Below are 23,199 nucleotides of genomic sequence, written 5' to 3' on the forward strand. Positions count from 1 at the left end.
TTGTTACCTTAAAAAACATTTGATTTACCTATGAATAATGAACACCAGATTTTAATTGATGAGATAATTCATTTACTGCAAGGTGGCAATGCCCACGCCGATCTGAAAAAAACACTTGATGGTTTACCACCTGATTTTCGCGGAGTTAAAATTGATAAACTTCCCTATACTATTTGGCAACTGGTTGAGCATATCCGGATAGCCCAATGGGATATGCTGGAGTTTAGCAAAGATAGCAGCCATGAATCACCAAACTGGCCGGACGATTACTGGCCCAAAGAACTTGCCCCAAAAGATGATAAAGCCTGGGATAATTCACTTAAACAAATTTATGACGACTTAGAAGCGCTGATTGATTTGGTAAAAACCCAGGATCTTTATAAGAAGATCCCGCATGGCGATGGGCAAACCATCCTTCGCGAAGCACTACAGGCAGCTGATCATAATGCTTATCATATAGCCGAGATCATTGTGATCAGGAGGTTACTGGGGGCGTGGTGATGTAATCATTAATCATAGTTATATACCTCCCCGTAAAATCAAATTCCCGTCATTGCGAGGAACGAAGCAATCCCAAACTATACAGGGCGAACTCGAATAGCTACTCTGTAAATCGGGGATTGCTTCGTTCCTCGCAATGACGGTGATTATTATTTCGTTGTCTTGAGCACAAAATTAGTTATCGCCATAACAAACTCCGGTTTCAGCGGCAGATCGGGCTCGTTGTAGGTTGCCTTGTTCTTTTCCTTATCTGCCGGAGCTTCTTTCAGCACATGGTTCATGTTAGGGATAATATCAAGTATAGCGTCAGATTTTGCTTTTTTCAACTTTTCGGCATCGCCAACAGTTACCTGTAAATCAGTTGTTCCCTGGATGATCAATATTGGTGCTTTCACTTTCCTGATCTCGCGCTGCGGATTATACCTGAACCATGACATGAGGTATTTCTGAATACTTGGCCTGGCTATAAAATATAATGCAGGGTCGATATTATCGGTTGTTTTACCCCGCTTCAGGCTATCCAGCATGCGGTTAAACCCATCTGATATAAACGCGGGCTGCGATTTCATTTGCTCTGTCAGGATCTTATCGGCCGAATCGCCGGCACCGGCTACCGATATGAAGCCTTTTATAGGCTCATCAAAAGCAGCCATCATGCCCACCAATGAGCCTTCACTGTGACCAAGTATAATTACCCGTGAAAAACGCTCATCTGCAGTAAACATGTTAAGCAACGCGGCGGCATCCTCCACATAATCTTCAAACCTGATCTCGTTTTCCTTAATGGAAGTAGTGCTTTGCCCAACCAGGCGTTTATCGTAACGGAGTGATGCTATGCCTTTTTTACCCAGCTCATTAGCGATCATTTTATAAACGTTGGCGTGAAGCCCCAGTTTAGGGCTATTACCATCCCTGTCCGTAGGCCCCGAACCGGCAATAATCAATACCAGTGGCACTTTACCATTGGCATCTTTCGGCATAGCCAGCGTTCCTGATATTGAACCCAATAAAGTTTTAACGGTTACAGGCGACTCTGTTAAAGAAGGATCGGTTGTTAAGGTTGTGCTTCCAGCCGGAGCTGATGCAGTGGCAGCATTTTCTGCTTTATATGGCGTTAATGAAAGCCCTGTAAATTTATTATCGGCATTTAACGACAGGTTTAATAGGAAGACCCCTTTTTGAAATGTAGCTTTATATTGGGCTATAGGCGTTTCATAGTTTGAAAGATCGGCTTGAACAAGCGATCCTAATTGTGTTTTTAGCTGAACAGTAGTACTCTTGAAATCGGCTTCTGTAAGTGCCTTCTTCATTTCGGGACTAAACATGCTGTACACGCTATCCGGCTGATTATTATTGTATAGCTGTTTAAATTTATTTAAAGCCGTAGCATAATTGGCCGGAGGCATTTGTGCAAATAAATTCCCTGCAAAACAGGTAACTAATATAAACAGGCAAAATTTTTTCATGTTATAATGGTCAATATACAGTGCAATGATGTATTGAGGCCGAAAATAAAGAAAAAATCAGGTTGTTTTGTTTATTTATACCATTGCATGCTTTTTTGTAAACAATATTTGATAGTAGTAATGTAAAACCTTTTATCCTGCACAATCCATACTAATGTTGCAACATTCTTTTATATTATATAGTTAAAATACCAATACAATACATATAATTTTATATATATTGTATTATATTGCGGTACATTTTTATAATCTTTTAAACTATAGCAAATTTCTACACTACTACTAATTAATGAGGGTTTTAATAGCAGGCTTATTTTTTGCATTCCTGGCAGGAGGGTATTGTATTTCGTTCGCCCAAACAAAATCGTCAATAATACGGGGTAAAGTTTTAACCGAAAATAACCAGCCTGCCGATGCAGCTACGGCCGTTCTGCTTACCGCTGCCGACTCCTCTATATTAAAATCAAACCTGGTAAATAAAAACGGCCAGTTTGAATTTACCGGGCTGCAGCCCGACAGCTATTTAATACTTATCAGTAAAATAGGATACGTAAAAGTTTATACCGGGCCGTATAAAGTTACTGCCGGTCAAATAATAACTGCCAGTGATATTGCTTTAAAACTTTCAGATAACCAGCTGCAGGAAGTTAAAGTAGTTGCCCGGAAACCTTATATAGAGGTAAAGCCCGGCCGAATTGTATTAAGTGTACAAAACAGCATCCTGGCCGAAGGAAATTCGGCCTTTGATATTCTGAGGCAATCACCCGGGGTAAGGGTTAACAGCAACGAAACTTTGAGTATTAACGGCAGGCAAGCGGCATTAATAACCATCGACGGCAAACCTACCAACCTTACCGGCGATGACCTTACCAGCCTGCTCCGCAGTATGCAAAGCAGCACTATCGACCAGGTTGAAATGATCAGCAGCCCATCAGCCAAATATGATGCATCGGGCGGAGGTATCATCAACATCATCTTAAAAAAAGGTAAAAACCTGGGTACCAACGGTACGGTTACTGCCATGGCGGGTTATGGTAAATATTATAAAAGCACTGCCGGCATTGTTTTCAACAACCGCACCAGTAAGCTTAATATTTTTGGCAATTACACTTACGATAATAATAAAGGCACACGCACTATTACAACCAACCGTAATATTACTTATAACGATATCCTGAGCAATTACGATGTTGATTATAACAATATCCAAAAAACCACTAACCACAACTTTAAAATAGGGGCCGATTATACCATCAACCCAAAGCAAACTATTGGCTTTCTGGTAAGCGGTATTATCAGGAGTGATGATTTTATAAAGCACAACGACCTGTATATCAGCAATCAAAATCAACTCGATTCGATAATCAGGGCACGTTCAAACCTTGACAGGGGCAGCAGCTATTTAAACTACAATATCAATTATAACGCGGTGCTGGATAAAAGCGGCCGCAGTATCTCGGTAGATGGTAACTATTCAACCTACACCCGCCACTCGAATGAGTTTATCACCAATAGCTTTTTTAACCCTGCGGGCAATATTTATCGTGATGATCTTGAATTGGAAAACCTTTCGCCGTCAGATATCCACATCTTGACATCAAAATTTGATTTTGTTAACCCATTAAACAAAACCTCACGATTGGAGGCAGGCATTAAATATAACAACGCCCGCAGCAATAATAACCTCATTTTTGGCCCCAAAATAAATAATCTATATAAGGCCGACGCCAGTTTCAGCAACAGGTTCCTTTATACCGAAGCGGTGAGCGCGGGGTATATCAATTATGTAAATAAAATAGGTAAATGGGATATTACGGCAGGCCTACGTGCCGAAAACACTCATGCAGCCGGCAAATCATGGGGATTAAATGAGGGGGTACCGGCGATAAATACCAATAATTATTTTAACCTTTTTCCGCAGGTACAGATAAGTTATGAGGCCGATAAAAAGAATATCATTGGTATTGGTTATAACCGTGGCATTCACAGGCCGCTTTATGAAGATATCAATCCATTTTTATACTATACCGACCTGTACGATTATCGTGCCGGCAACCCGCAGTTAAAGCCGGAATACACCAACACCATACAGATCTCCCATACTTATAATCAAACCTTCTCAACCGAGCTGTATTATACCGTTACTAATAATGCATATGACTTTCCGGTATATCAGCAAAACGATTCGACCAAGGTTAATATAACTATCCGCAAAAATTTTGGGCAGATCTTTGTTTACGGAGCTTCATTTTACGCGCCGGTGCAATTTACCAGGTGGTGGTCGGCCAGTTTTAACCTTGATGCTATTTACGTACGTTACAAAGCTTACGCGCAAAACGGGAATTTTGACAGGGGCAAGCAGGATATTATTTTTGGCAGCACACAAAATTTTACCATCACCGGTACATTACTTGGCGAAATATCGGGCAGGTATGAAACCCCCACCATTTACGGCATTAATGAACTAAAAGCAAGCTATTCGGTAAATGCGGGTATCAGCAAGCAAATATTAGATAAGCGGGCCACTATTAAATTAGCACTGAACGATGTATTTAATACCGACAGGGGGCGCAACCATGCCAGCTATCAAAACATTGATCTTTCGGAGGTAAATAAGCGCGATACGCGCATTGTAAGGCTTAACTTTAGTTACCGCTTTGGCAAAAGCACAGTTAAATCGGCCAATAAACGCAATACGGGAAATGATGATGAGCGCCGCCGCACCGGAAATTAATGATGGGCGTACCTAACCTTTAACTCGGAATATTTACCCTTTATACGGGTAACAAAGAAATGACCAAGCGAATCGGAGTTAATAAACCTGTTATAGGCAGATAAAGGAAAATCGAAATACTGCCACACACCGCCATTTTCCCGAAATTCGAGCTCAAGGATGCGGGCGTCCGGATCATAGCCAACACTGCTTAAAGCCGATGATTGTACTGTACGTCGTTGCATTTATTATATATACTATATTAAATACAAAAAAGTTTTTAAAATATCAGCCTGCGTGACCGCTTATCATACTGGTTAAAATAATAAGCAGTACAAATACAGTGATAGCCGTGTACAGGTAATCCTTTTCCATAACAAAGCCAATGGCCGAAAACAACACCCTTATAACCGGCGTAGCTATCAGCAAAATTATCCCGGCCTGTATAATTGCCCGGCCGCGTAACGTAAAAATACCATGTATAATGCCACCAGGATTACTCACAAAATCGGGCACACCAACAAACTTGCTATAATCAACATGGGTTTGACCATGCCGGTACAGATAAATAACCCCGCCAATAAAAATAACACTCATTGATACCAGCACCCCTGCGCGCAGTATCCAGCCTATTACGGCCTGCATATCGGTATCTTTAAACTTGCTCATTTTATATCATTAGGTCATTTTGAAAAGTCATTGAGTCATTAATCATTAAGTCATTGTTTGATTTTTCAAATCGGTGAGCTTTATTAGCTGCGCCATACAAAATGACTTAATAACGCAATGACCTAATGACCTTAATGTAATGACTATATAGTCCCTGTAATTCCTTTATATATCATTTGCGATGCTAAAAACGTAACCACCACGGCAAAAACCACACGCAGCCATCCAGACGATGAGGTATGTACTAATATTTTTGATCCGCTTAATGCACCTAATAAAACCCCTATGGCTACCGGCATGGAAAGTCCGGGATCAATGTACCCCCGTTGCAGGTAAACCACTGCACTTGCAGCAGCAGTAACTCCTATCATAAAATTACTGGTGGTAGTTGATACCTTAAAAGGGATCCGCATAACGCCATCCATCGCCAAAACTTTCAGCGCCCCCGAGCCTATGCCCAGCAGGCCTGATATCACGCCGGCAAAAAGCATCATGAAAAAGCCGCCGCCTACGTTCCTTACCGAATAAGTAACCTCACCCGCCGGACCGGGGAAACTGCCGTTTAATTTCAGCTTTTCGGCGAGCACACTTTTTTGCTGATGGATTTGTTGCGATTTTTTACGTAACGACATTATCGCAGAGAGGATCAGGATCACTCCAAATAATACCGCTATAAAATTTGTAGGGATATAAACCGCTATCAGTGCGCCAACCATAGCCCCTGCCGTTGTAGCAATCTCCAGGAACATACCAAGCCTGATATTGGTGATCCCTTCTTTAACGTAAGCCGCTGCCGAGCCCGATGATGTGGCAATAACCGAGATCAGTGAGGCCCCGATAGCGTACTGAATATCAACCCCAAGTAAAATAGTAAGCAGCGGAATAATGACAACTCCGCCGCCCAACCCGGTTAACGAGCCCAGCAAACCCGCCAAATATGACCCAACAAGTATAATAAGCGTTAGTACTGTTACCGACATAGGGTAATTAATATTTACCGGCTAAAGTAATGATTTTATCATTAGCGCATTGGTTGTTAAGTCATGGTTTATGTTAATGAGCAATTACTGTTTGTTATGACAATCATTTGATGAGGGTGTTCTAATAGTTTCATTCGGCAAAAATCCAAAGTCGAACATCCGAAATCAAATGAACAACAAAAAACCTTAATTTCGCTGCATGGGGTACTCAAATTTACAAGCCTGCATTGCCGATCTCGAAAAAAACGGTCACTTAATACGCGTTAAGGAACAAGTTGATCCTTACCTGCAAATGGCAGCCATACACCTGCGTGTATTTGAAAACGAAGGCCCTGCCATATTATTTGAGAACGTAAAAGGAAGCAAGTTCCCCACCGTATCCAACCTGTTTGGCACGCTCGGCAGATCGAAATTCATTTTCAGGGATACGCTTGAAAAGATCAAGGTTTTGGTTGATATCAAAAATGACCCGATAAAGGCCATAAAAAATCCTTTTAAATACGCCGGCGTTGGCCTAACGGCCCTTTCGGCATTACCTATGAAAAGCGGCGCGGGTGCGCCAATCAAATTTGGTAAATGCAACATCAGCGATATCCCGCAAATTGTGAACTGGCCCATGGATGGCGGCCCATTTGTTACCATGCCGCAGGTTTATACCGAAGATGCCGACAAACCGGGCATCATGAATGCCAACCTGGGCATGTACCGCATTCAGCTGGCCGGTAACGACTATATACAAAACCAGGAGATTGGTTTACATTACCAGATCCACCGGGGGATTGGCGTGCATCAAACCAAAGCCAATGCCAAAGGGCAGCCATTAAAGGTGAGCATCTTTGTGGGTGGGCCACCCGCACATCCCGTAGCAGCTGTAATGCCTCTGCCCGAAGGCTTATCTGAAATGACTTTTGCCGGCGCATTGGGCAACCGTCGCTTCCGCTATTTTTATGACGATGAGGGTTTCTGCATTTCGGCCGACGCTGATTTTGTGATCACAGGAACCGTTATGCCGCACGAAAATAAACCCGAAGGGCCTTTTGGCGATCACCTGGGTTATTACAGCCTGGTGCACCCCTTCCCGCTGATGAAGGTGCATAACGTTTATCATCGCAAAGATGCCGTATGGTCTTTCACCGTGGTGGGCCGCCCGCCGCAGGAAGATACCAGTTTCGGAGCTTTGATCCATGAAATTACAGGATCAGCTATTCCCAAAGAAATTCCGGGCCTGCATGCCGTTAACGCTGTTGATGCAGCAGGTGTACATCCGCTCCTTTTCGCTATTGGCAGCGAACGTTACACCCCCTACCTCAAAGAGCGAAAACCACAGGAGATAGTAACTATAGCTAACCACATATTGGGCAAAGGCCAGCTGAGCCTTGCCAAGTACCTGTTTATTGCGGCGCAGGAGGATGATCCCAAACTTAATGTAAATGATATCGGCGGCTTCCTGAAACACATCTTACAAAGGATTGACCTTACCCGCGACCTGCATTTTCACACCAACACCACCATTGATACACTCGACTATAGTGGCAGCGGCCTAAACTCGGGCAGTAAAGTAGCTATCACCGTTGCCGGCGATATTAAACGTGAGCTTTGGGCAGAACTGCCTGACTGGTTCAATCTCCCCCGCCCTATCACAGGCTACAAAATGGCCATGCCGGGCGTGTTAATGGTTGAGGTACCAAAACATGTAAATCATAAGGATATCGATAACATCATCAGCATAATTGAATATCATTTGCAGGATGAAGATTTAAGCGGTTTACCACTGATAGTACTTTGCGATGATGCCGGTTTCGCCGCTCAAACCATCAATAATTTTGTATGGGTAACCTTTACCCGCAGCAACCCTTCGCATGATATTTACGGTGTAGGCAGCTTCACCGAGCACAAACACTGGGGCTGCAAAGGTCCGCTGATTATTGATGCCCGGATAAAACCACATCACGCGCCTGTGCTTGAACGTGTACCCGAAGTAGAAAAAACAGTGGATAAACTGGGGGAAAAGGGCGGATCATTGGTTGGGGTGATTTGAGGTTACAGGCCAATGACTAATAGGAATGTTTGTTTTATTTTTTTGACTTTTTTGCGTTAGGATTGTAGCGGCTACCGGCCTTATGGCTAATGCCCGTGCAGTATGAGCGGAAAGCCCGGCCGCAGGCAACGCCATTATTGACTTCGGAAGTGGGATGTTCGATTTCGGATTTGAATATTATTGTACTAAAAAGTCACAAGTGAACCACCCACAATCAGCCGCACAACACTTGCGCCAAAAGAGCACAACACTTGCGGCAAAACAACATACATACCTCCCCCCGTTGCCGTGTCCTCAAGGCAACTTTGCATTAGCCAAGTATTTAAATGTAGACTTCAATCTATCCAGATCAAACACCCCAATTACCCAAAATCTAACTTTAAACAAAACCAAGGCACTTTTTCAAAAAATAAACATCTGCCAAACCGCTAATCTCCAATCACTAATCACTATATTAGCATCCTTTTAATTTTACTCATGAATATATTTTACGGAACAGGGGTAGCTATGGTGACCCCTTTTCATGCGGATGGTCAAATTGACTACGACGGGTTGAGAAACCTGATTGAACATTTGATTGATGGCGGGGTGGAATACCTGGTATCGTTAGGTACAACCGGCGAAAGCGCCACATTGAGCGAGGCTGAACGAAAGCAAGTTTGGGCTTTTACTGCCGAAGTTGTAAATAAACGCGTTGGCCTGGTAGCCGGTATAGGCGGTAATAATACTCATGAAGTTGTTGAGCAAATAAAATCATTTGATATTGATGGTTATGATGCTATACTTTCGGCAAGTCCGCATTATAACAAACCTACCCAGGAGGGTATTTATCAGCATTATAAAGCAATAGCTCAAAACAGCAAATTGCCGATAATACTATATAACGTACCAAGCCGCACAGGCAGTACTGTTAGTGCAGAAACAACCGTACGCCTGGCAAAGGAGTTTAAAAATATCATCGGCATTAAAGAAGCGTCAGGCAATTTCGATTTGTTTAACCAGTTGATGCGCGACAAACCCGAGGATTTCCTGTTTATTTCAGGCGATGATCCGGTTACTTTGCCCATGATGGCTTTGGGCGGAGTTGGTGCAATATCGGTTATCGGTAACGCTTTGCCGCGCCAGCTATCTGACATGGTAAGGCATTTGCTTGATAACGATTACAAAGGCGCACATGCCGCACACTTTAGCCTGATAGAGTTCACCCGTTTGATGTTTACCGAAGGCAGCCCTGCAGGTGTTAAAACCGCTTTAAAGCAATTAGGCATCTGCGGCGATACGGTAAGATTGCCACTGGTGCAAGTAAGCGAAAAAACTGCGAATGCAATTGCGGGCGAGCTTAAAAAGCTGGCTCCTGTGGCGGTTAAGGCGTAACCTTATAAAGAATAAAAGTGTCATTGTGGGTACGAAGCAATCCCAAACTATACAGGGCAGACTTATTTAGCCGCTCTTCAAATCGGGGATTGCTTCGTACCTCGCAATGACGTTTTTTCATACCCCCTGTAACACATTTTCCAAGTTATCCTTTTCAAAACTTTCGATAAATAAAAAACCCAGTCCATGGACCGGGTTTTTTATTGGAATAAGATGATAAAAATCTTACTAAGCCTCTTTATTCTTAGCCTCCTGAACTTCAAGGCGGATTGCCTGTGCCAGGTTTTTAAGATCCTGCATGCCTTTACGTACACGTGTACCGGCAGCGCTGTTTCCTTTATTGTAGAATTTGTCGGCGTCGGCCTCTAAAGCTGCTACAAGCTCTTTTACTTCAGTAAATTTTTTCATTTAATTACTCCTTTTAAATTTTGAGGTTTATTGTTTTAATTAAGCTAAGCTAAAATGTTTTTCGTTAATTAAAAATTTTTCAAGCCAAAAAATACGGCCTTGACAGTGGTTTTTTTCCACATTTTCACCTTTTCTTCTTTATTAGCTTTTACTTATTTTCTATTAAAAAGTTCAAATCAAACTTATACTTTAAAATAAGTTTGATTAATAATTAAAATACAAATTATAATTTATTATAAATAATATTTACAGCAATCCATACAACCTAAATGTAGTATTTAAATACTATTAAGTATTAATATATTTAGCGGGTTTAAAAAGTCTGCTGCAGTATATCAGGGTAGTGCTCATGCACTTTTAATATCAATTCGCCAAATAAAGTGTTGGCCCAGGCAAACCATTTACGGGTAAAGTCCTTAGCATCGTCCTTATTAAAGGATTCATGCATGAAACCTGTACCGGCATGAGTGCTTTTTAGCCATTTAATACACTGTACAATCTCTGCTTTATCGGTTGATGTGATGCCACGCATAATGATTGCCATTGGCCATATGTAACCAATACCTACGTGCGGGCCGCCGATCCCTTCGGCCGCTGTGCCTTTAAAGTAGTAAGGGTTACTATCACTTAACACAAACTTACGGGTACTTTGATACAACGGATCATCAACCTTTACCGAATCAAGGTAAGGCAAAGCCAGCAGACTTGGTACATTTGAATCATCCATGAACAACTGGTTTCCATAACCATCAACCTCAAACGGAATAACCTGGCCAAATTTCGGGTGCTGGCCTACGGCATATTGTTTAAGTGCTGCCTGAACTTCGTTAGCCAAAGCTTTACATGCATCAGCAGTAGTGTTATCATGACCTATAGTGCTATACATTTCGGCCATCTGATTTAAGCTTGCTACCGCGAAGTAGTTTGACGGGATCAGGAATGGATAAATGGTAGCATCATCCGACGGACGGAAGATAGAGCAGATCAAACCAACGGGTTTAACGGGGTTACCATAGCCTCTGTTTGGTGCGGTATCACTTTGTGTCTCGGTTTTACGCTGGAAAAAGTATGGCCCTTTGCCATCCTTACGTTGCTGCTCTTTAAAAGTAGCCAGGATGATCTTGCCGGCTTTTTGCCAGTTTTCGTCGAAGAAACTGCTGTCGCCGCTAATTTTCCAATAATTATAAGCTAACCTTACAGGATAACAAAGTGAATCGATCTCCCATTTGCGCTCGTGCAGTTCGGGCTTCATGGTAGTGCGGTCGCTGTCCCATTCACTGCCGGTTGGGCCTTCATTAAAGGCATTGGCATAGGGGTCAATGATCACGCATTTAGCCTGACGGCTCAATACTCCCTGAATCAGCTTTTTAAGCGCCGGGTCATTTTTGATCAGGGGCAAGTACGGCCAAACCTGCGCCGATGAATCGCGCATCCACATAGCGTTAATATCGCCGGTGATCACGAAAGTATCGGGCTTACCATCCCTTTCAGAATAGTTTACCGTAGTATCTAAAGTATTGGGATAGCAGTTTTCAAAAAGCCAGGCAACTTCAGGATCTTTAATATCGGCCTTAACTTTTTTTATGATGGCTTCAACAGCCTTGCTGGTGAACTTACGATCGGCCAGTTTTGGGCGCTGGCTTTCGAAAGCAGGGGCCAAAGCCGAGGCGAATACAGGAGTTACACCCAAACCGATACCGGCAGCTGCAACGCTGTTAATTTTTATAAAATGTCGTCTGGTTAATTTCATGGTTTTGATATGGTAGCCGTAAAAATAGAAAAGGGTTTTAGTTAAACAAAAAAGCTTGCTAAAATAATTTAGAAAACGTTTTATCAAGGTTTTTGTGTCGCATTCGCAACGTGGAGACGCATCACATGCGTCTCCCGGAGGACAAGCAACCGCGCATTTATTCGCTGTAGTGGCTTTGCAAACAGGAGACGCATGTGATGCGTCTCTACATCAAATCCTAAAACACAAAAAAAGCCCCGGATCATCTCCGGGGCTATCTATATTATTTACCAGATTTGCAGTTAAGCAATCTCCAGTTTATTCTCTTTGTAATAACCTGCTTTCAGTTTTTCGCCGATAGCGCTGTAAGCATCGAGGGTACGCTGTACATCCTCCAAACTATGAGCTGCTGTTGGGATCAGTCTTAGTACAATTAAACCCTTAGGAATAACCGGGTACACAACTATTGAACAGAAAATACCGTAGTTCTCACGCAAGTCGCGGGTTAGAGCGGTGGCTTCAAAAAGATCACCTTTTAAAAATACCGGGGTTACCATGGTGTTTGAAACGCCAAGGTCAAAACCACGTTCCCGTAAACCTTGCTGTAAAGCATTGGCAATCTGCCATAATTTTTCGCGAAGCTCAGGCTGGGTTTTCAGCATTTCGAAACGCTTTTTTAAGCCCAACACCATTGGCATAGGCAACGCTTTGGCAAAAGTTTGCGAACGCATATTGTAACGCAGGTAATGGAGAATATCCTGATCGGCAGCAACAAAAGCGCCAATACCGGCCATTGATTTAGCGAAAGTAGCGAAGTACACATCCACTTCATCCATACAATCCTGCTCTTCATGCGTACCTGCACCGGTTTTACCCATGGTACCAAAACCATGCGCATCATCAACCAATAAACGGAAGTTGAATTTCTTTTTAAGCTCGGCAACTTGTTTAAGTTTACCCTGTGCGCCCGACATACCAAAAACGCCTTCGGTAATTAGCAAGATCCCACCGCCGGTTTGCTCAGTTAAGCGAGTTGCGCGCTCCAGCTGTTTTTCACAGCTTTCAATATCATTATGTTGGTAAACAAAACGTTTACCCATATGTAAACGTACGCCGTCAATTATACAAGCGTGCGATTCGGCATCATAAACAATAACATCGTTCCTGTCAACCAGTGCATCAATGATAGATACCATACCCTGGTAGCCATAATTAAGCAAAAAGGCAGATTGCTTGCCAACAAAAGCCGCGAGGTTGTTTTCCAGCTCTTCGTGGTGGATTGAGTTACCCGACATCATCCTTGCCCCCATCGGATAAGCCATACCATAGTCAGCAGCGGCTTGCGCATCGGCCTGCCTTACTTCGGGATGGTTAGCCAAGCCAAGGTAATTGTTAAGGCTCCACACCAAATGCTCTTTTCCCTTAAACTCCATGTGCGGGCCTATCTCACCTTCCAGCTTAGGAAAAGAAAAATAACCATGCGACCACTTCTGGTGCTGACCTATCGGCCCACCCAAGCTTTTTGTTATTTTATCAAATAAATCCAAAATGAATTGTTTTTATAAATTTAAATGCAAATATAGCCGTTAAAACACCTTTAAACAATAGCTATAACTTTTTAGAATAGCTTATAACTTAAGGAGAAGAGAGTCAAGAAATCAAGAAGAAAGAACCAAGACAGCAAGATTCAAGACATAAGAAGTCAAGAAGAAAGAACCTGGAAATAAGACGACTAATCTCAACCCGCCATTGCGAGGAACGAAGCAATCCCCGATTTGGAAGTCCGCTCTGTATAGTTTGGGATTGCTTCGTTCCTCGCAATGACGTTTTTTTTTTGCTTTCAAACAGCTTCCCTGACTTCAATAAAAAAGGGAAATCAACTTCAGATTAGTTCCTCGTTGATCTCCCATTCATAGTTGTGGTTCTTCTTTTTATCTTGCCTCTTGACTCTAAAAGTCTTGATTCTCTCAATCAGCGTTACCGTGCAAATAAGAGTTATTATTCCTGATCTCTACGTTGCCTTCACTATCCTGCATCAGGGAAAAACGGGAGATCTGGCTTTCGTCAGATGCCGGGGTATCCTGCAACGCTATTTCTTTGCGCTTGTAGGCAGGTACATTCTCTAACTCCTGGATATTGCCGGTACGTAGTTTCATACTCAGGTCTTTTAGCCTCATGATCCGCTCGCGCGATTTTTTCAGCTGCTCTTCAATTGATTCGTTGGTTTTGTTATCATCAGCACCAACAACTGCTTGCGGTATAGGGGCGGGCTCTGGTTCCGGCTCCGGCATACGTGGCTGCTCCCTTACAGGCTGCTCATAACTAACCGGCTCGCTCATTTTAAAAGTGAACCCGGCAGTATCCGGCTCATTATCGGCTTCAGGCTCCTCCTCGTGCATCAGGCTATGCCTAACTATAGCGGGTTCTTCCTGGCGACTGCCGGCAAACATATCAAACAACCCAGCTTGTTTAGCATCTTCTTTAGGAGCTTTAGCATAAGGCTCGGCCGGAGCATCAACCTTAACCGGTTTAATAAATTCGTTAACCGGCCTCGCCTGCTGAGGTTCTTCGGGAACCAGCATCGAAACTATTTTTTTGTTGCTGTTTTCCTTTTCGCGTTCATCCTTAGTTTGGAAACCGGTAGCAATTATAGTTACTGATAATTGCTCACCCAGGTTTTCGTCGATACAGTTACCCCAGATCAGGTCGGCAGCTAAGCCGGCTTCTTCCTGGATGTAATCAGTAATTACGCTGATCTCATCCATGGTAACCTCTTTAAGGCCCGAGCTGATGTTAAGCAAAATATACCTTGCACCTTCAATTTCATTATCTTTCAATAATGGCGATGCCAATGCGCCCTCAACGGCTTTCAAGGCACGGTTTTCGCCATCGGCAGTAAAGCTGCCCATGATAGATACACCGCTATCCTTCATCACCGTGCGCACATCTTTAAAGTCGACGTTGATATAGCCCGGTAAAGTAATGATCTCGGCAATACCTTTCGCAGCCGTGGTCAATATATTATCAGCCTGTGCAAATGCCGAGCTCATGGTCAGGTTACCAAAAATCTGGCGCAGCCTGTCGTTCGAGATCACCAGGAATGAATCGACATATTTGCGCAGTTCTTCCAAACCGGCATCAGCCTGCATTTTACGGCGTTTGCCTTCAAAAGAAAAAGGCGTTGTAATGATGCCCACCGTTAATATATCCATTTCGCGCGCTGCTTTGGCAATGATAGGGCTTGCGCCTGTACCCGTGCCGCCGCCCATACCAGCTGTAATAAACAGCATTTTGGTATTAACGCCCAACATCTGTTTAATATCGTCGATATTTTCAATAGCCGAATTTTTGCCAACTTCGGGTATTGAGCCTGCACCCATGCCCTCGGTTAAGCTGGCACCCAACTGCACCTTGTTAGGTATAGGGCTCAGCTCCAATGCCTGGGCATCCGTGTTGCAGATTATAAAATCAACACCGGTAATTCCTTGCCTGTACATATGGTTTACCGCGTTACCACCACCACCGCCAACACCAATTACCTTGATGATCGACGATTTTTCTTTTAACATTTCAAAATGCATAATCTTCGTTTTCAGCTATATGTAAATCAACCCAACATTAGATTTTACCATCGTAATAATAACACTTTTTCAACAAGGTTTATCCACATTTGTGAGCAATGTGAATAAGTTTAACCCTTGTGAATAATTATTATTTCAGAAAGTCCTCATCCTTAATGTCATCCTTAATAAATGTGATGCTTTTTTTCAGCAGCCTGTCTAACAAGCCCCCTTCTTTAGTTTTAGCATCGTATTTGGGCTTAGCCTTTACTTCGGCGGGGATTGCTTCATTCATGTACTCCATTTTCTGGATACCTTTAATGAGCAAACCAATACCGGTAGCAAAAGTTGGGCTCTGCAATTCTTCGTACGTGTTTTTTGGCAGCACTTCGTTTTTGGCGAGGTGCTCTGTAGGATAACCCACGCGGCAATCCAAACCGGTAACAAACTCCACCAATTGGCGTAAGTGTTTCAGCTGCGCACCGCCGCCTGTTATGACGATCCCCGCTATCAGCTTTTTCTCGTAGCCTGATGATTTGATCTCGTAGTAAACATGCTCCACAATCTCTTCCATGCGCGCCTGGATCACGTAAGCCAGGTTTTTTACCGAAATTTCTTTTGGCTCACGGCCGCGTAAGCCCGGAACGCATACAATCTCATTTTCCTTGTTCTCGTCGGCCAGAGCTGATCCAAACCTTACTTTCAATTGCTCGGCAATGTTGCGCATTACTGAACAGCCTTCGCGAATATCCTCGGTTACGCTGTTACCGCCAAAAGGGATAACGGCTGTATGGCGGATAATGCCTTCGTGAAAAATAGCTACGTCGGTAGTACCGCCACCGATATCAACCAATACTACGCCGGCTTCTTTTTCTTCTTCGCTCAAAACAGATTCTGAAGAAGCCAGCGGTTCAAGGATCAGTTCCTGGCTTTCCAGGCTGGCCTTGTTAACACATTTAACAATATTTTTGATAGCAGTTACCTGGCCCGATATAATATGGAAGTTAGCCTCAAGCCTAACGCCCGCCATGCCTATCGGATCTTTAATTCCCGGCTCATTATCCACCGTAAACTCCTGCGGCAATACATGGATGATCTCTTCGCCCGGGGGCATTACCAGGTTGTACATATCCTCAATCAGCTTGTCAATATCCTTACGGCTGATCTCTGACTGCAAATCGCGGCGGGTAATTAAACCACGGTGCTGCAGGCTTTTGATGTGCTGACCGGCAATACCCACGTTCACTACCCTGATCTCCACATTTGATTGCGAGCCCGCCACATCCACCGCCTGGTGAATGCCCTGTACTGTTTTATCTATATTTGAAACCACGCCGCGCGTTACACCGGCAGATTCGGCTTTGCCAATCCCTAAAACCTCAATCTTCCCGTTCCTGCTCCTGCGCCCAACAATGGCACAGATCTTGGTAGTTCCGATATCCAATCCTACTACAATTGGCGAACTTTTTTCCTGAGTTGAGCTTTTGTCCATATTACAATTTAATTTGAGATGAGTCCCTTTTCGTTTTAAGCGAATCCTGTTTGGCGGCTTTAGCCGCTTTTGCCGAATCAGCTTTTATATTTTCATTTTTTATACCGATAACCTGGTTGGTATATTTTACATTAATCATTTTATAGGTATCCCAGCCTACTTTTGGCAGCACCTGCTTGTAAAAAGCCTGCAGGTTATTCAGTTTTACATTAAGCGAATCTGCATTACCGATCAGGATCCTTTGATTCCCCACCCTCGGGATCAGTTCTATCTCACGCTCGCTGTTCACATACATCTGTGCTATTTGCGCATCCCAAAGCGAATCCTTACGGATATAATCCGCAGTTTTAAACAGATCTTTAGCCAGGCGCGTATGCAAGGAATCAACCCTGTTGGTAAACAGCTCTTCAATAAAACCATTAGCTACCAATACCCTCGCGGTAAAGTTTGATGACAGCGGAATCTTTAAGCCGTTTTGATCTACATAAAAATCCATATCATAATGGTTCATAATCCGCAATATCGGCTGGCGCTGGCTTACTTCAACCCTCAGCACACCGTCCATTTCGGTATAAACCTTGGCAAACTCAATAAAGGGGTTAGCTTTCAGCTTATCCTCCAGTTCCTGGATGTTAATATTCTCGATAGGCCTGCCTACCAATGAGTGACTGGTTACTTCAATAATATGATCAACCTCCTGCTTATCAATAAAATATTGACCGCCAGGGATGCTTACATTTACCGAGGTACACTTTACACCCGCTTTTTTTGTTTCAATAAAACTCATGAGCACTACCAGGCCACCCAGGCTTATTACCCAGGCACAACCTATCAGCAGGCGCTTCCAAATGAGTTTTTTATTCATTGCTTAATACTTGTTTTAATGGCTGCACCAGCGTATCAATATCACCGGCTCCTACCGTTAACAATAATTCGGGCTTTTCGGCAGCTACTGCAGCTACGGCGGCTTCCTTGCTCAAAATTCTCTTATTTTGCAGTTGCATACGGTTAAGCAGCATCTGCGAGTTAACTCCTTCTATCGGTAATTCGCGTGCAGGATAGATCTCCAGCAATATCAGTTCATCAACCATATCCAGCACTTCGGCAAAGCCATCGGCAAAGTCGCGGGTGCGGGTATACAGATGAGGCTGAAAAATGGCCGTCAACTTTTTAGCCGGGTACAACCTTTTAATTGATGAAATACAAGCCCTCAGTTCTTCAGGATGATGTGCATAGTCATCAATATAGATATGCTCCGGTGTTTTAACAATGTATTCAAACCGGCGTTTAACCCCTTTAAATGATGCCAGAGCTTCTTTGATATCAGCCGGGGCAATATCCAGTTTTAACACTGCTTCAATGGCTGCAACAGCATTCTCCACGTTGTGGGTACCTGCTATGCCCATTTTTATATCGCCAATATTTACCGCAACACTGTTGTAATCAAAATAAAAATCACCGTCAATAATTCGGACGTTTGATGCATGGGCATCGGCGGTTTCGTCTTCAAATGCGTAAGTATAACCGCTATCCAAAGGCAAACCTTTTTTATGCACCAGTGTACCGCCCGGTTTTATCTGCGAAGCAAATAATTTGAACGACTCAGTAAGATGTGCATGGTCACCATAGATATCCAGGTGATCGGCATCCATCGAGGTGATGATAGCAACATCCGGGTATAAGGTAAGGAATGAGCGGTCATACTCATCGGCCTCAACTACCATTACATTGTTTTTGCCATACAGCACGTTGGTTTGGTAGTTTGACGAAATACCACCTAAAAATGCCGAGCAATCATTACCCGAAGCTTTAAGCAAGTGCGCCACCATGGTTGATGTGGTGGTTTTACCATGCGTACCAGCCACTGCTATGGTGTATGAGCTTTTGCTGATCAGCCCTAAAACCTGCGAACGCTTGAACAGCTCAAAGCCCTGATTTTTGAAATAGTTAACGATGTGCGAATCCTTTGGCACAGCGGGCGTATAAATAATAAGCGTATCGCTGCAGGGCTTTTGAAAACTCATGGGGATGTAATCCGGGTGGTCTTCAAAAACAACCTGGATCCCCTCGTTGTGCAACTGGTTAGTTAAATCAGTCGACGTTTTATCATATCCGCAAACAATACAACCCAAATGATGGAAATAGCGTGCCAGGCCGCTCATACCGATGCCGCCTATGCCTATGAGATAAACTCGTTTTATATCGTGCAGTTCCATTTTTAATTTGTTTAAAAAGGCCCTCCTCCCTTTGGAAGAGGAGGACCATCATTCTAATTGTTACTTATTATTTGGATAAGTTCCTTTGCTATAACTTCATCGGCATTTGGCATGGCCATTTTACCAATGTTATTGCTCAATTTTTTTTGCAGGTCGCGATCTTCCAATAATTCAAGTGCCCTGTCAACCAATTTTGCTTCGGCATCACGGTCGGCCACAAAAACAGCTGCGTTTTCATGCACCAGGGCTAAAGCGTTTTTAGTTTGATGATCTTCGGCCACATTTGGCGAAGGCACCAGGATCACCGGCTTTTTAATAGCACACAGTTCGGCAATAGTACCGGCTCCAGCCCTTGATATAATAATATCGGCGGCGGCATAAGCCAAATCCATCCGGGTTAAAAACTCCCTGATCTGCAGATCGGGATGGTAATTTTCACCCAGCTTTTCAATGATGCTTTTATAATAAAACTTGCCGGTTTGCCATATTACCTGTACATCGGCAGCCAGCAGTTTATCAATACCGTTCATGATACTGTTATTCAGCGTACGCGCCCCAAGGCTTCCCCCTGTTATCAGTATCGTTTTTTTAAAGGCCGAAAGATGATACAACTCCAAAGCCTGCATGTGTTTGCCGGCAATATTCACCGCATCCTTGCGGATAGGATTACCGGTTTTGATGATCTTATCTGCAGGGAAAAATTTCTCCATCCCGTCAAAAGCAACACAGATCTTTTTGGCATGTTTACCTAACCATTTATTAGTAATACCAGCATAGGAGTTTTGCTCCTGTATGAGGTACGGAATATTTTTTAACGATGCAGCATACAACAACGGCCCCGAAGCATATCCGCCAACACCTACAGCAGCATCGGGCTTAAAATCTTTAATGATCTTAATGGCTTTACGCACACTATTGGCAAGTTTAATGGGGAACATCAGGTTTTTAACGATAGAGCCACGCTGAATCCCCTGGATATCCAGCCCGATGATCTTATACCCTGCCGCCGGCACTTTTTCCATCTCCATACGTCCGTTGGCGCCTACAAACAGGATCTCGGTATTGGGATCAATATTTTTTAAAGCATTGGCAATAGAGATAGCCGGGAAGATATGTCCTCCTGTTCCGCCACCGCTTATGATAATACGCAGCGACGCCCCCCCCGCCCCCTGAAGGGGGTGTTTTTGAGTTGCGTCTTTCATATCCTTGCTTTTGTTTTCCATTTGTGTTTTTACTCTATCCGCCATCGTTCCCCCTTTAGGGGGTAGGGGCCGACTACGCCACACTGATCTCCCCTACAATAATTTTATTAGGCCCGCTGTTATCTGTCTCCTTCTCTTTCTTCTTTTTAGGTTCTTCTATATCCTTGCTTACCGAAAGTATAATACCAAAGGCCACACTGGTAAACAATATTGATGTACCCCCCATACTCACAAAGGGCAGCGGCACACCCGTTACCGGACCTAAACCTACTGCTACCGCCATATTTGCAAATGCCTGTATAGCCAAACTGAAGCTTAAGCCACAAGCCAGCAAAGCCCCAAATGCCTTTGGTGCTTTAGTTACTATTTTGATACACCTGTACAGCAAGAACAGGTAAATACCCACCAATGCTACTCCTCCCACCAAGCCGTACTCTTCAATAATGATGGCATAGATCTCATCTGAAAACGCCTCAGGCAAATAATTTTTTTCGGTACTGTTGCCCGGACCTTTGCCAAATACCCCGCCCGATGCTATGGCTATTTTTGCATGATTAGCCTGGAAAAGCTGATCTTTATCTGCAAGCTCCGGATGAAGAAAAACTTTCACCCTCGATGCGTGCGTTCCTTTCCTGCCGCCGAAGGTTAACATACCTGCAAGTAATACCGCGCCTGCCAGGCATACTACAGCAATTTGCTTGATACTGATGCGGCCAATAATGAGCAACAGGATACTTACACCAAACAACATTAACCCAGTTGATAAGTTGGCCGGGCCAATAAGGGCAAATACCAGGCACACCGCTCCCATGATGGGTATAAACGATTGCTTAACATCTTTTATATTTTCCTGCTTGCGCGATAATGAACGGGCCAGGTAAGTAATAAGTGCAAGTTTTGCCAAATCCGAAGTTTGAAAGCTTAAGCCTGTTCCGGGTATGGGGATCCACCTGCTTGCACCGTTAATGTGTGCACCAAAAAACAAAGTATACAATAACAAGGGTACGGTAATGATCATCAGCAATTTAGAGATCCCCGCGTAATAGCGGTAATCGAGTTTATGCGAAAAGTACATGATGGCGATACCGCCGATCATCATAAACACGTGCTTCATCAAAATGATCTCCGCGCCTTTGCCCTGCTTAAATGCCAGCGTACCAACCGAGCTATATACCGCCAACAAGGATATAACAGAAAGCAATATGACTATGAGCCATATCCAGCGATCTCCTTTTGTATTGTTTAATATCCTATGCATATAAACCGAGCCTCCTCTAAATCTCCCCCCGGAAGGGGAGACTTTCTGTTTAATTCATTATTTCATTTTCATTCCATTTCAGCCTCATCTAAAGCCCTCCCTTCCGGGGAGGGTTGGGTGGGGCTTATAATTCCTTCACTGCCTCCTTAAACTGCCTGCCGCGGTCTTCGTAGTTTTTGAACAGATCGAAGCTGGCGCAGGCCGGGGATAGTAACACGGTATCACCTTTGGTTGCCAGGTGGTAAGCCACCTGGGCCGCTTCCTGGGCCGATGCTGTATTTACAATAAGGTCAACATCATCTTCAAAAGCATCATGGATCCGTTTGTTATCCTTGCCTAAACACACAATGGCTTTTACTTTTTGCCTAACCAGGTCCGTAAGCATACCGTAATCATTTCCTTTGTCAACACCACCCAAAATCAAAACCACATCGCTGGTCATGCTTTCCAAAGCGTACCAGGTTGAGTTAACGTTGGTAGCTTTTGAATCGTTAATGAAGCGGATGCCCGATATATTGGCAACAAACTCCAGCCGGTGTTCAATACTTTTAAAGCTGCCCATGCTCTCCCTCATCGTTGCGTTGCGCAGCTCCAACACCTTTGCTACAATACCCGATGCCATGGAGTTGTAAATGTTGTGTTTGCCTTGCAGGGCCAGTTCTTGAATTGACATTGTAAAATGTTCTTGTTTTGTGTTTATGACAATATTGTCGTTTTCATCGAGGTATGCTCCCGGTTCAATTTTTTGCTGTATGGAAAATGGCAGCAATTGCGCCCCGAACGTTCGTTCCCTCATGCCTTTGATGGTTTCAGGATCATCGGCACAATAAATAAAATAATCGGCTGCCGTTTGGTTCTGCGCTATCCTGAATTTGGATGCCGCATAGTTTTCCAATTTATAATCATACCTGTCTAAATGATCAGGCGTGATGTTTAACAATACGGCTATGTCAACTTTAAAGTTGAACATATCATCCAGCATAAAGCTGCTCAACTCCAGCACATACCAGTCAAACTTTTCTGTAGCTACCTGGTAGGCAAAGCTTTTACCTATGTTACCTGCCAAACCAACATTCATCCCCGCATTTTTTAAAATGTGATAGGTTAAACTGGTAGTAGTAGTTTTACCGTTTGAACCGGTTATACCGATGATCTTAGCGTCAGTGTACCTCCCGGCAAACTCAATTTCCGATATTACCGGAATCCCTTTTTCGTGCAGTTTTTTTATGATTGGCGCCTTATCCGGAATCCCGGGGCTTTTGATCACTTCAGCAGCATTTAATATCAGTTCTTCCGTATGTTGCTTCTCTTCAAAAGGGATCTTCCAATCTTCGAGTTGCTTTTTATAGTTATCTGCAATGCCCCCAAAATCCGACACAAAAACATCAAAGCCCTGCTGTTGGGCAAGGTATGCCGCCCCAACACCGCTTTCGCCGGCACCAAGGATGACTAACCTCACCCCGGCCCCCTCCAGAGGAGAGGGAGTTGATTGGTTTGATATTTTATTGTCCTGATTCATTTTTATTTCTTTGATTCCACCGATGATTTTTTGATTTCACCGATTCCATTTTTTCTAATTTCTAATCTCCAATC

General features: G+C 43.6%; 18 protein-coding genes. 4 read left to right on the forward strand and 14 right to left on the reverse strand.

Features of this window, described 5'->3' with window-relative positions:
• The first annotated feature begins 30 nt into the window (after positions 1–30).
• A complete protein-coding gene (locus tag SNE26_RS18780) occupies positions 31–501 on the forward strand; it encodes a DinB family protein (RefSeq protein ID WP_321555446.1) in 471 nt (156 codons plus the stop codon).
• Between the two features lie 149 nt (positions 502–650).
• Here SNE26_RS18780 and SNE26_RS18785 read toward each other — a convergent pair whose 3' ends face one another.
• A complete protein-coding gene (locus SNE26_RS18785) occupies positions 651–1,967 on the reverse strand; it encodes a serine aminopeptidase domain-containing protein (RefSeq protein WP_321555447.1) in 1,317 nt (438 codons plus the stop codon).
• A gap of 289 nt (positions 1,968–2,256) precedes the next feature.
• Here SNE26_RS18785 and SNE26_RS18790 point away from each other — a divergent pair, with 289 nt between their 5' ends.
• Entirely contained in the window at positions 2,257–4,701 is a 2,445-nt protein-coding gene (locus SNE26_RS18790; RefSeq protein WP_321555448.1) for a TonB dependent receptor, read from the forward strand.
• On the opposite strand, the gene SNE26_RS18795 is transcribed toward SNE26_RS18790, so the two are convergent.
• The 3 genes from SNE26_RS18795 to SNE26_RS18805 form a co-directional block, all read right to left on the reverse strand.
• Entirely contained in the window at positions 4,698–4,925 is a 228-nt protein-coding gene (locus SNE26_RS18795) for a KTSC domain-containing protein (protein WP_321555449.1), read from the reverse strand. The genes SNE26_RS18790 and SNE26_RS18795 overlap by 4 nt on opposite strands.
• Positions 4,926–4,968: 43 nt before the next feature.
• A complete protein-coding gene (locus tag SNE26_RS18800; RefSeq protein ID WP_321555450.1) occupies positions 4,969–5,349 on the reverse strand; it encodes a DUF1634 domain-containing protein in 381 nt (126 codons plus the stop codon).
• A 143-nt stretch (positions 5,350–5,492) separates the two neighbouring features.
• The gene (locus SNE26_RS18805) at positions 5,493–6,329 is read right to left on the reverse strand and encodes a sulfite exporter TauE/SafE family protein (RefSeq protein ID WP_321555451.1); all 837 of its coding nucleotides are present in this window, start codon (positions 6,327–6,329) and stop codon (positions 5,493–5,495) included.
• Positions 6,330–6,528: 199 nt separating this feature from the next.
• On the opposite strand from SNE26_RS18805, the gene SNE26_RS18810 reads away from it, so the two are divergent.
• Together SNE26_RS18810 and dapA are read left to right on the forward strand one after the other, a co-directional pair.
• Positions 6,529–8,367, forward strand: coding sequence for a UbiD family decarboxylase (locus SNE26_RS18810; RefSeq protein WP_321555452.1), 1,839 nt, complete (start codon positions 6,529–6,531; stop codon positions 8,365–8,367).
• A 477-nt stretch (positions 8,368–8,844) separates the two neighbouring features.
• Positions 8,845–9,741, forward strand: coding sequence for a 4-hydroxy-tetrahydrodipicolinate synthase (gene dapA / locus SNE26_RS18815; protein ID WP_321555453.1), 897 nt, complete (start codon positions 8,845–8,847; stop codon positions 9,739–9,741).
• A gap of 228 nt (positions 9,742–9,969) precedes the next feature.
• Here dapA and SNE26_RS18820 read toward each other — a convergent pair whose 3' ends face one another.
• The 10 genes from SNE26_RS18820 to murD all read right to left on the reverse strand — a co-directional run bounded on the left by SNE26_RS18820 (position 9,970) and on the right by murD (position 23,125).
• Positions 9,970–10,149, reverse strand: a complete 180-nt coding sequence (locus SNE26_RS18820; RefSeq protein WP_090529881.1) for a histone H1 — start codon at positions 10,147–10,149, stop codon at positions 9,970–9,972.
• Positions 10,150–10,462: 313 nt separating this feature from the next.
• The gene (locus SNE26_RS18825) at positions 10,463–11,899 is read right to left on the reverse strand and encodes a glycoside hydrolase family 125 protein (protein ID WP_321555454.1); all 1,437 of its coding nucleotides are present in this window, start codon (positions 11,897–11,899) and stop codon (positions 10,463–10,465) included.
• A 281-nt stretch (positions 11,900–12,180) separates the two neighbouring features.
• Positions 12,181–13,425, reverse strand: coding sequence for an aminotransferase class I/II-fold pyridoxal phosphate-dependent enzyme (locus SNE26_RS18830; protein ID WP_321555455.1), 1,245 nt, complete (start codon positions 13,423–13,425; stop codon positions 12,181–12,183).
• A 420-nt stretch (positions 13,426–13,845) separates the two neighbouring features.
• Positions 13,846–15,459, reverse strand: a complete 1,614-nt coding sequence (gene ftsZ, locus SNE26_RS18835; protein ID WP_321555456.1) for a cell division protein FtsZ — start codon at positions 15,457–15,459, stop codon at positions 13,846–13,848.
• Between the two features lie 130 nt (positions 15,460–15,589).
• Positions 15,590–16,930 (reverse strand): cell division protein FtsA, encoded by a 1,341-nt coding sequence (ftsA, locus tag SNE26_RS18840; protein ID WP_321555457.1) that lies wholly within the window; start codon positions 16,928–16,930, stop codon positions 15,590–15,592.
• A gap of 1 nt (position 16,931) precedes the next feature.
• Positions 16,932–17,795, reverse strand: a complete 864-nt coding sequence (locus SNE26_RS18845; RefSeq protein ID WP_321555458.1) for a cell division protein FtsQ — start codon at positions 17,793–17,795, stop codon at positions 16,932–16,934.
• Positions 17,788–19,146, reverse strand: coding sequence for a UDP-N-acetylmuramate--L-alanine ligase (gene murC / locus SNE26_RS18850; protein ID WP_321555459.1), 1,359 nt, complete (start codon positions 19,144–19,146; stop codon positions 17,788–17,790). The genes SNE26_RS18845 and murC overlap by 8 nt, the downstream gene beginning before the upstream one ends.
• A gap of 53 nt (positions 19,147–19,199) precedes the next feature.
• Positions 19,200–20,348: an undecaprenyldiphospho-muramoylpentapeptide beta-N-acetylglucosaminyltransferase gene (gene murG, locus SNE26_RS18855; RefSeq protein WP_321560043.1), complete on the reverse strand. Its 1,149-nt coding sequence runs from the start codon at positions 20,346–20,348 to the stop codon at positions 19,200–19,202.
• 73 nt (positions 20,349–20,421) lie between these two features.
• Positions 20,422–21,606 (reverse strand): FtsW/RodA/SpoVE family cell cycle protein, encoded by a 1,185-nt coding sequence (locus tag SNE26_RS18860; RefSeq protein WP_321555460.1) that lies wholly within the window; start codon positions 21,604–21,606, stop codon positions 20,422–20,424.
• A 124-nt stretch (positions 21,607–21,730) separates the two neighbouring features.
• Positions 21,731–23,125, reverse strand: coding sequence for a UDP-N-acetylmuramoyl-L-alanine--D-glutamate ligase (murD, locus tag SNE26_RS18865; RefSeq protein ID WP_321555461.1), 1,395 nt, complete (start codon positions 23,123–23,125; stop codon positions 21,731–21,733).
• Positions 23,126–23,199 lie beyond the last annotated feature (74 nt).

This window comes from Mucilaginibacter sp. cycad4 (genome assembly GCF_034263275.1).
In the GTDB taxonomy this organism is placed as follows: Bacteria; Bacteroidota; Bacteroidia; order Sphingobacteriales; family Sphingobacteriaceae; genus Mucilaginibacter.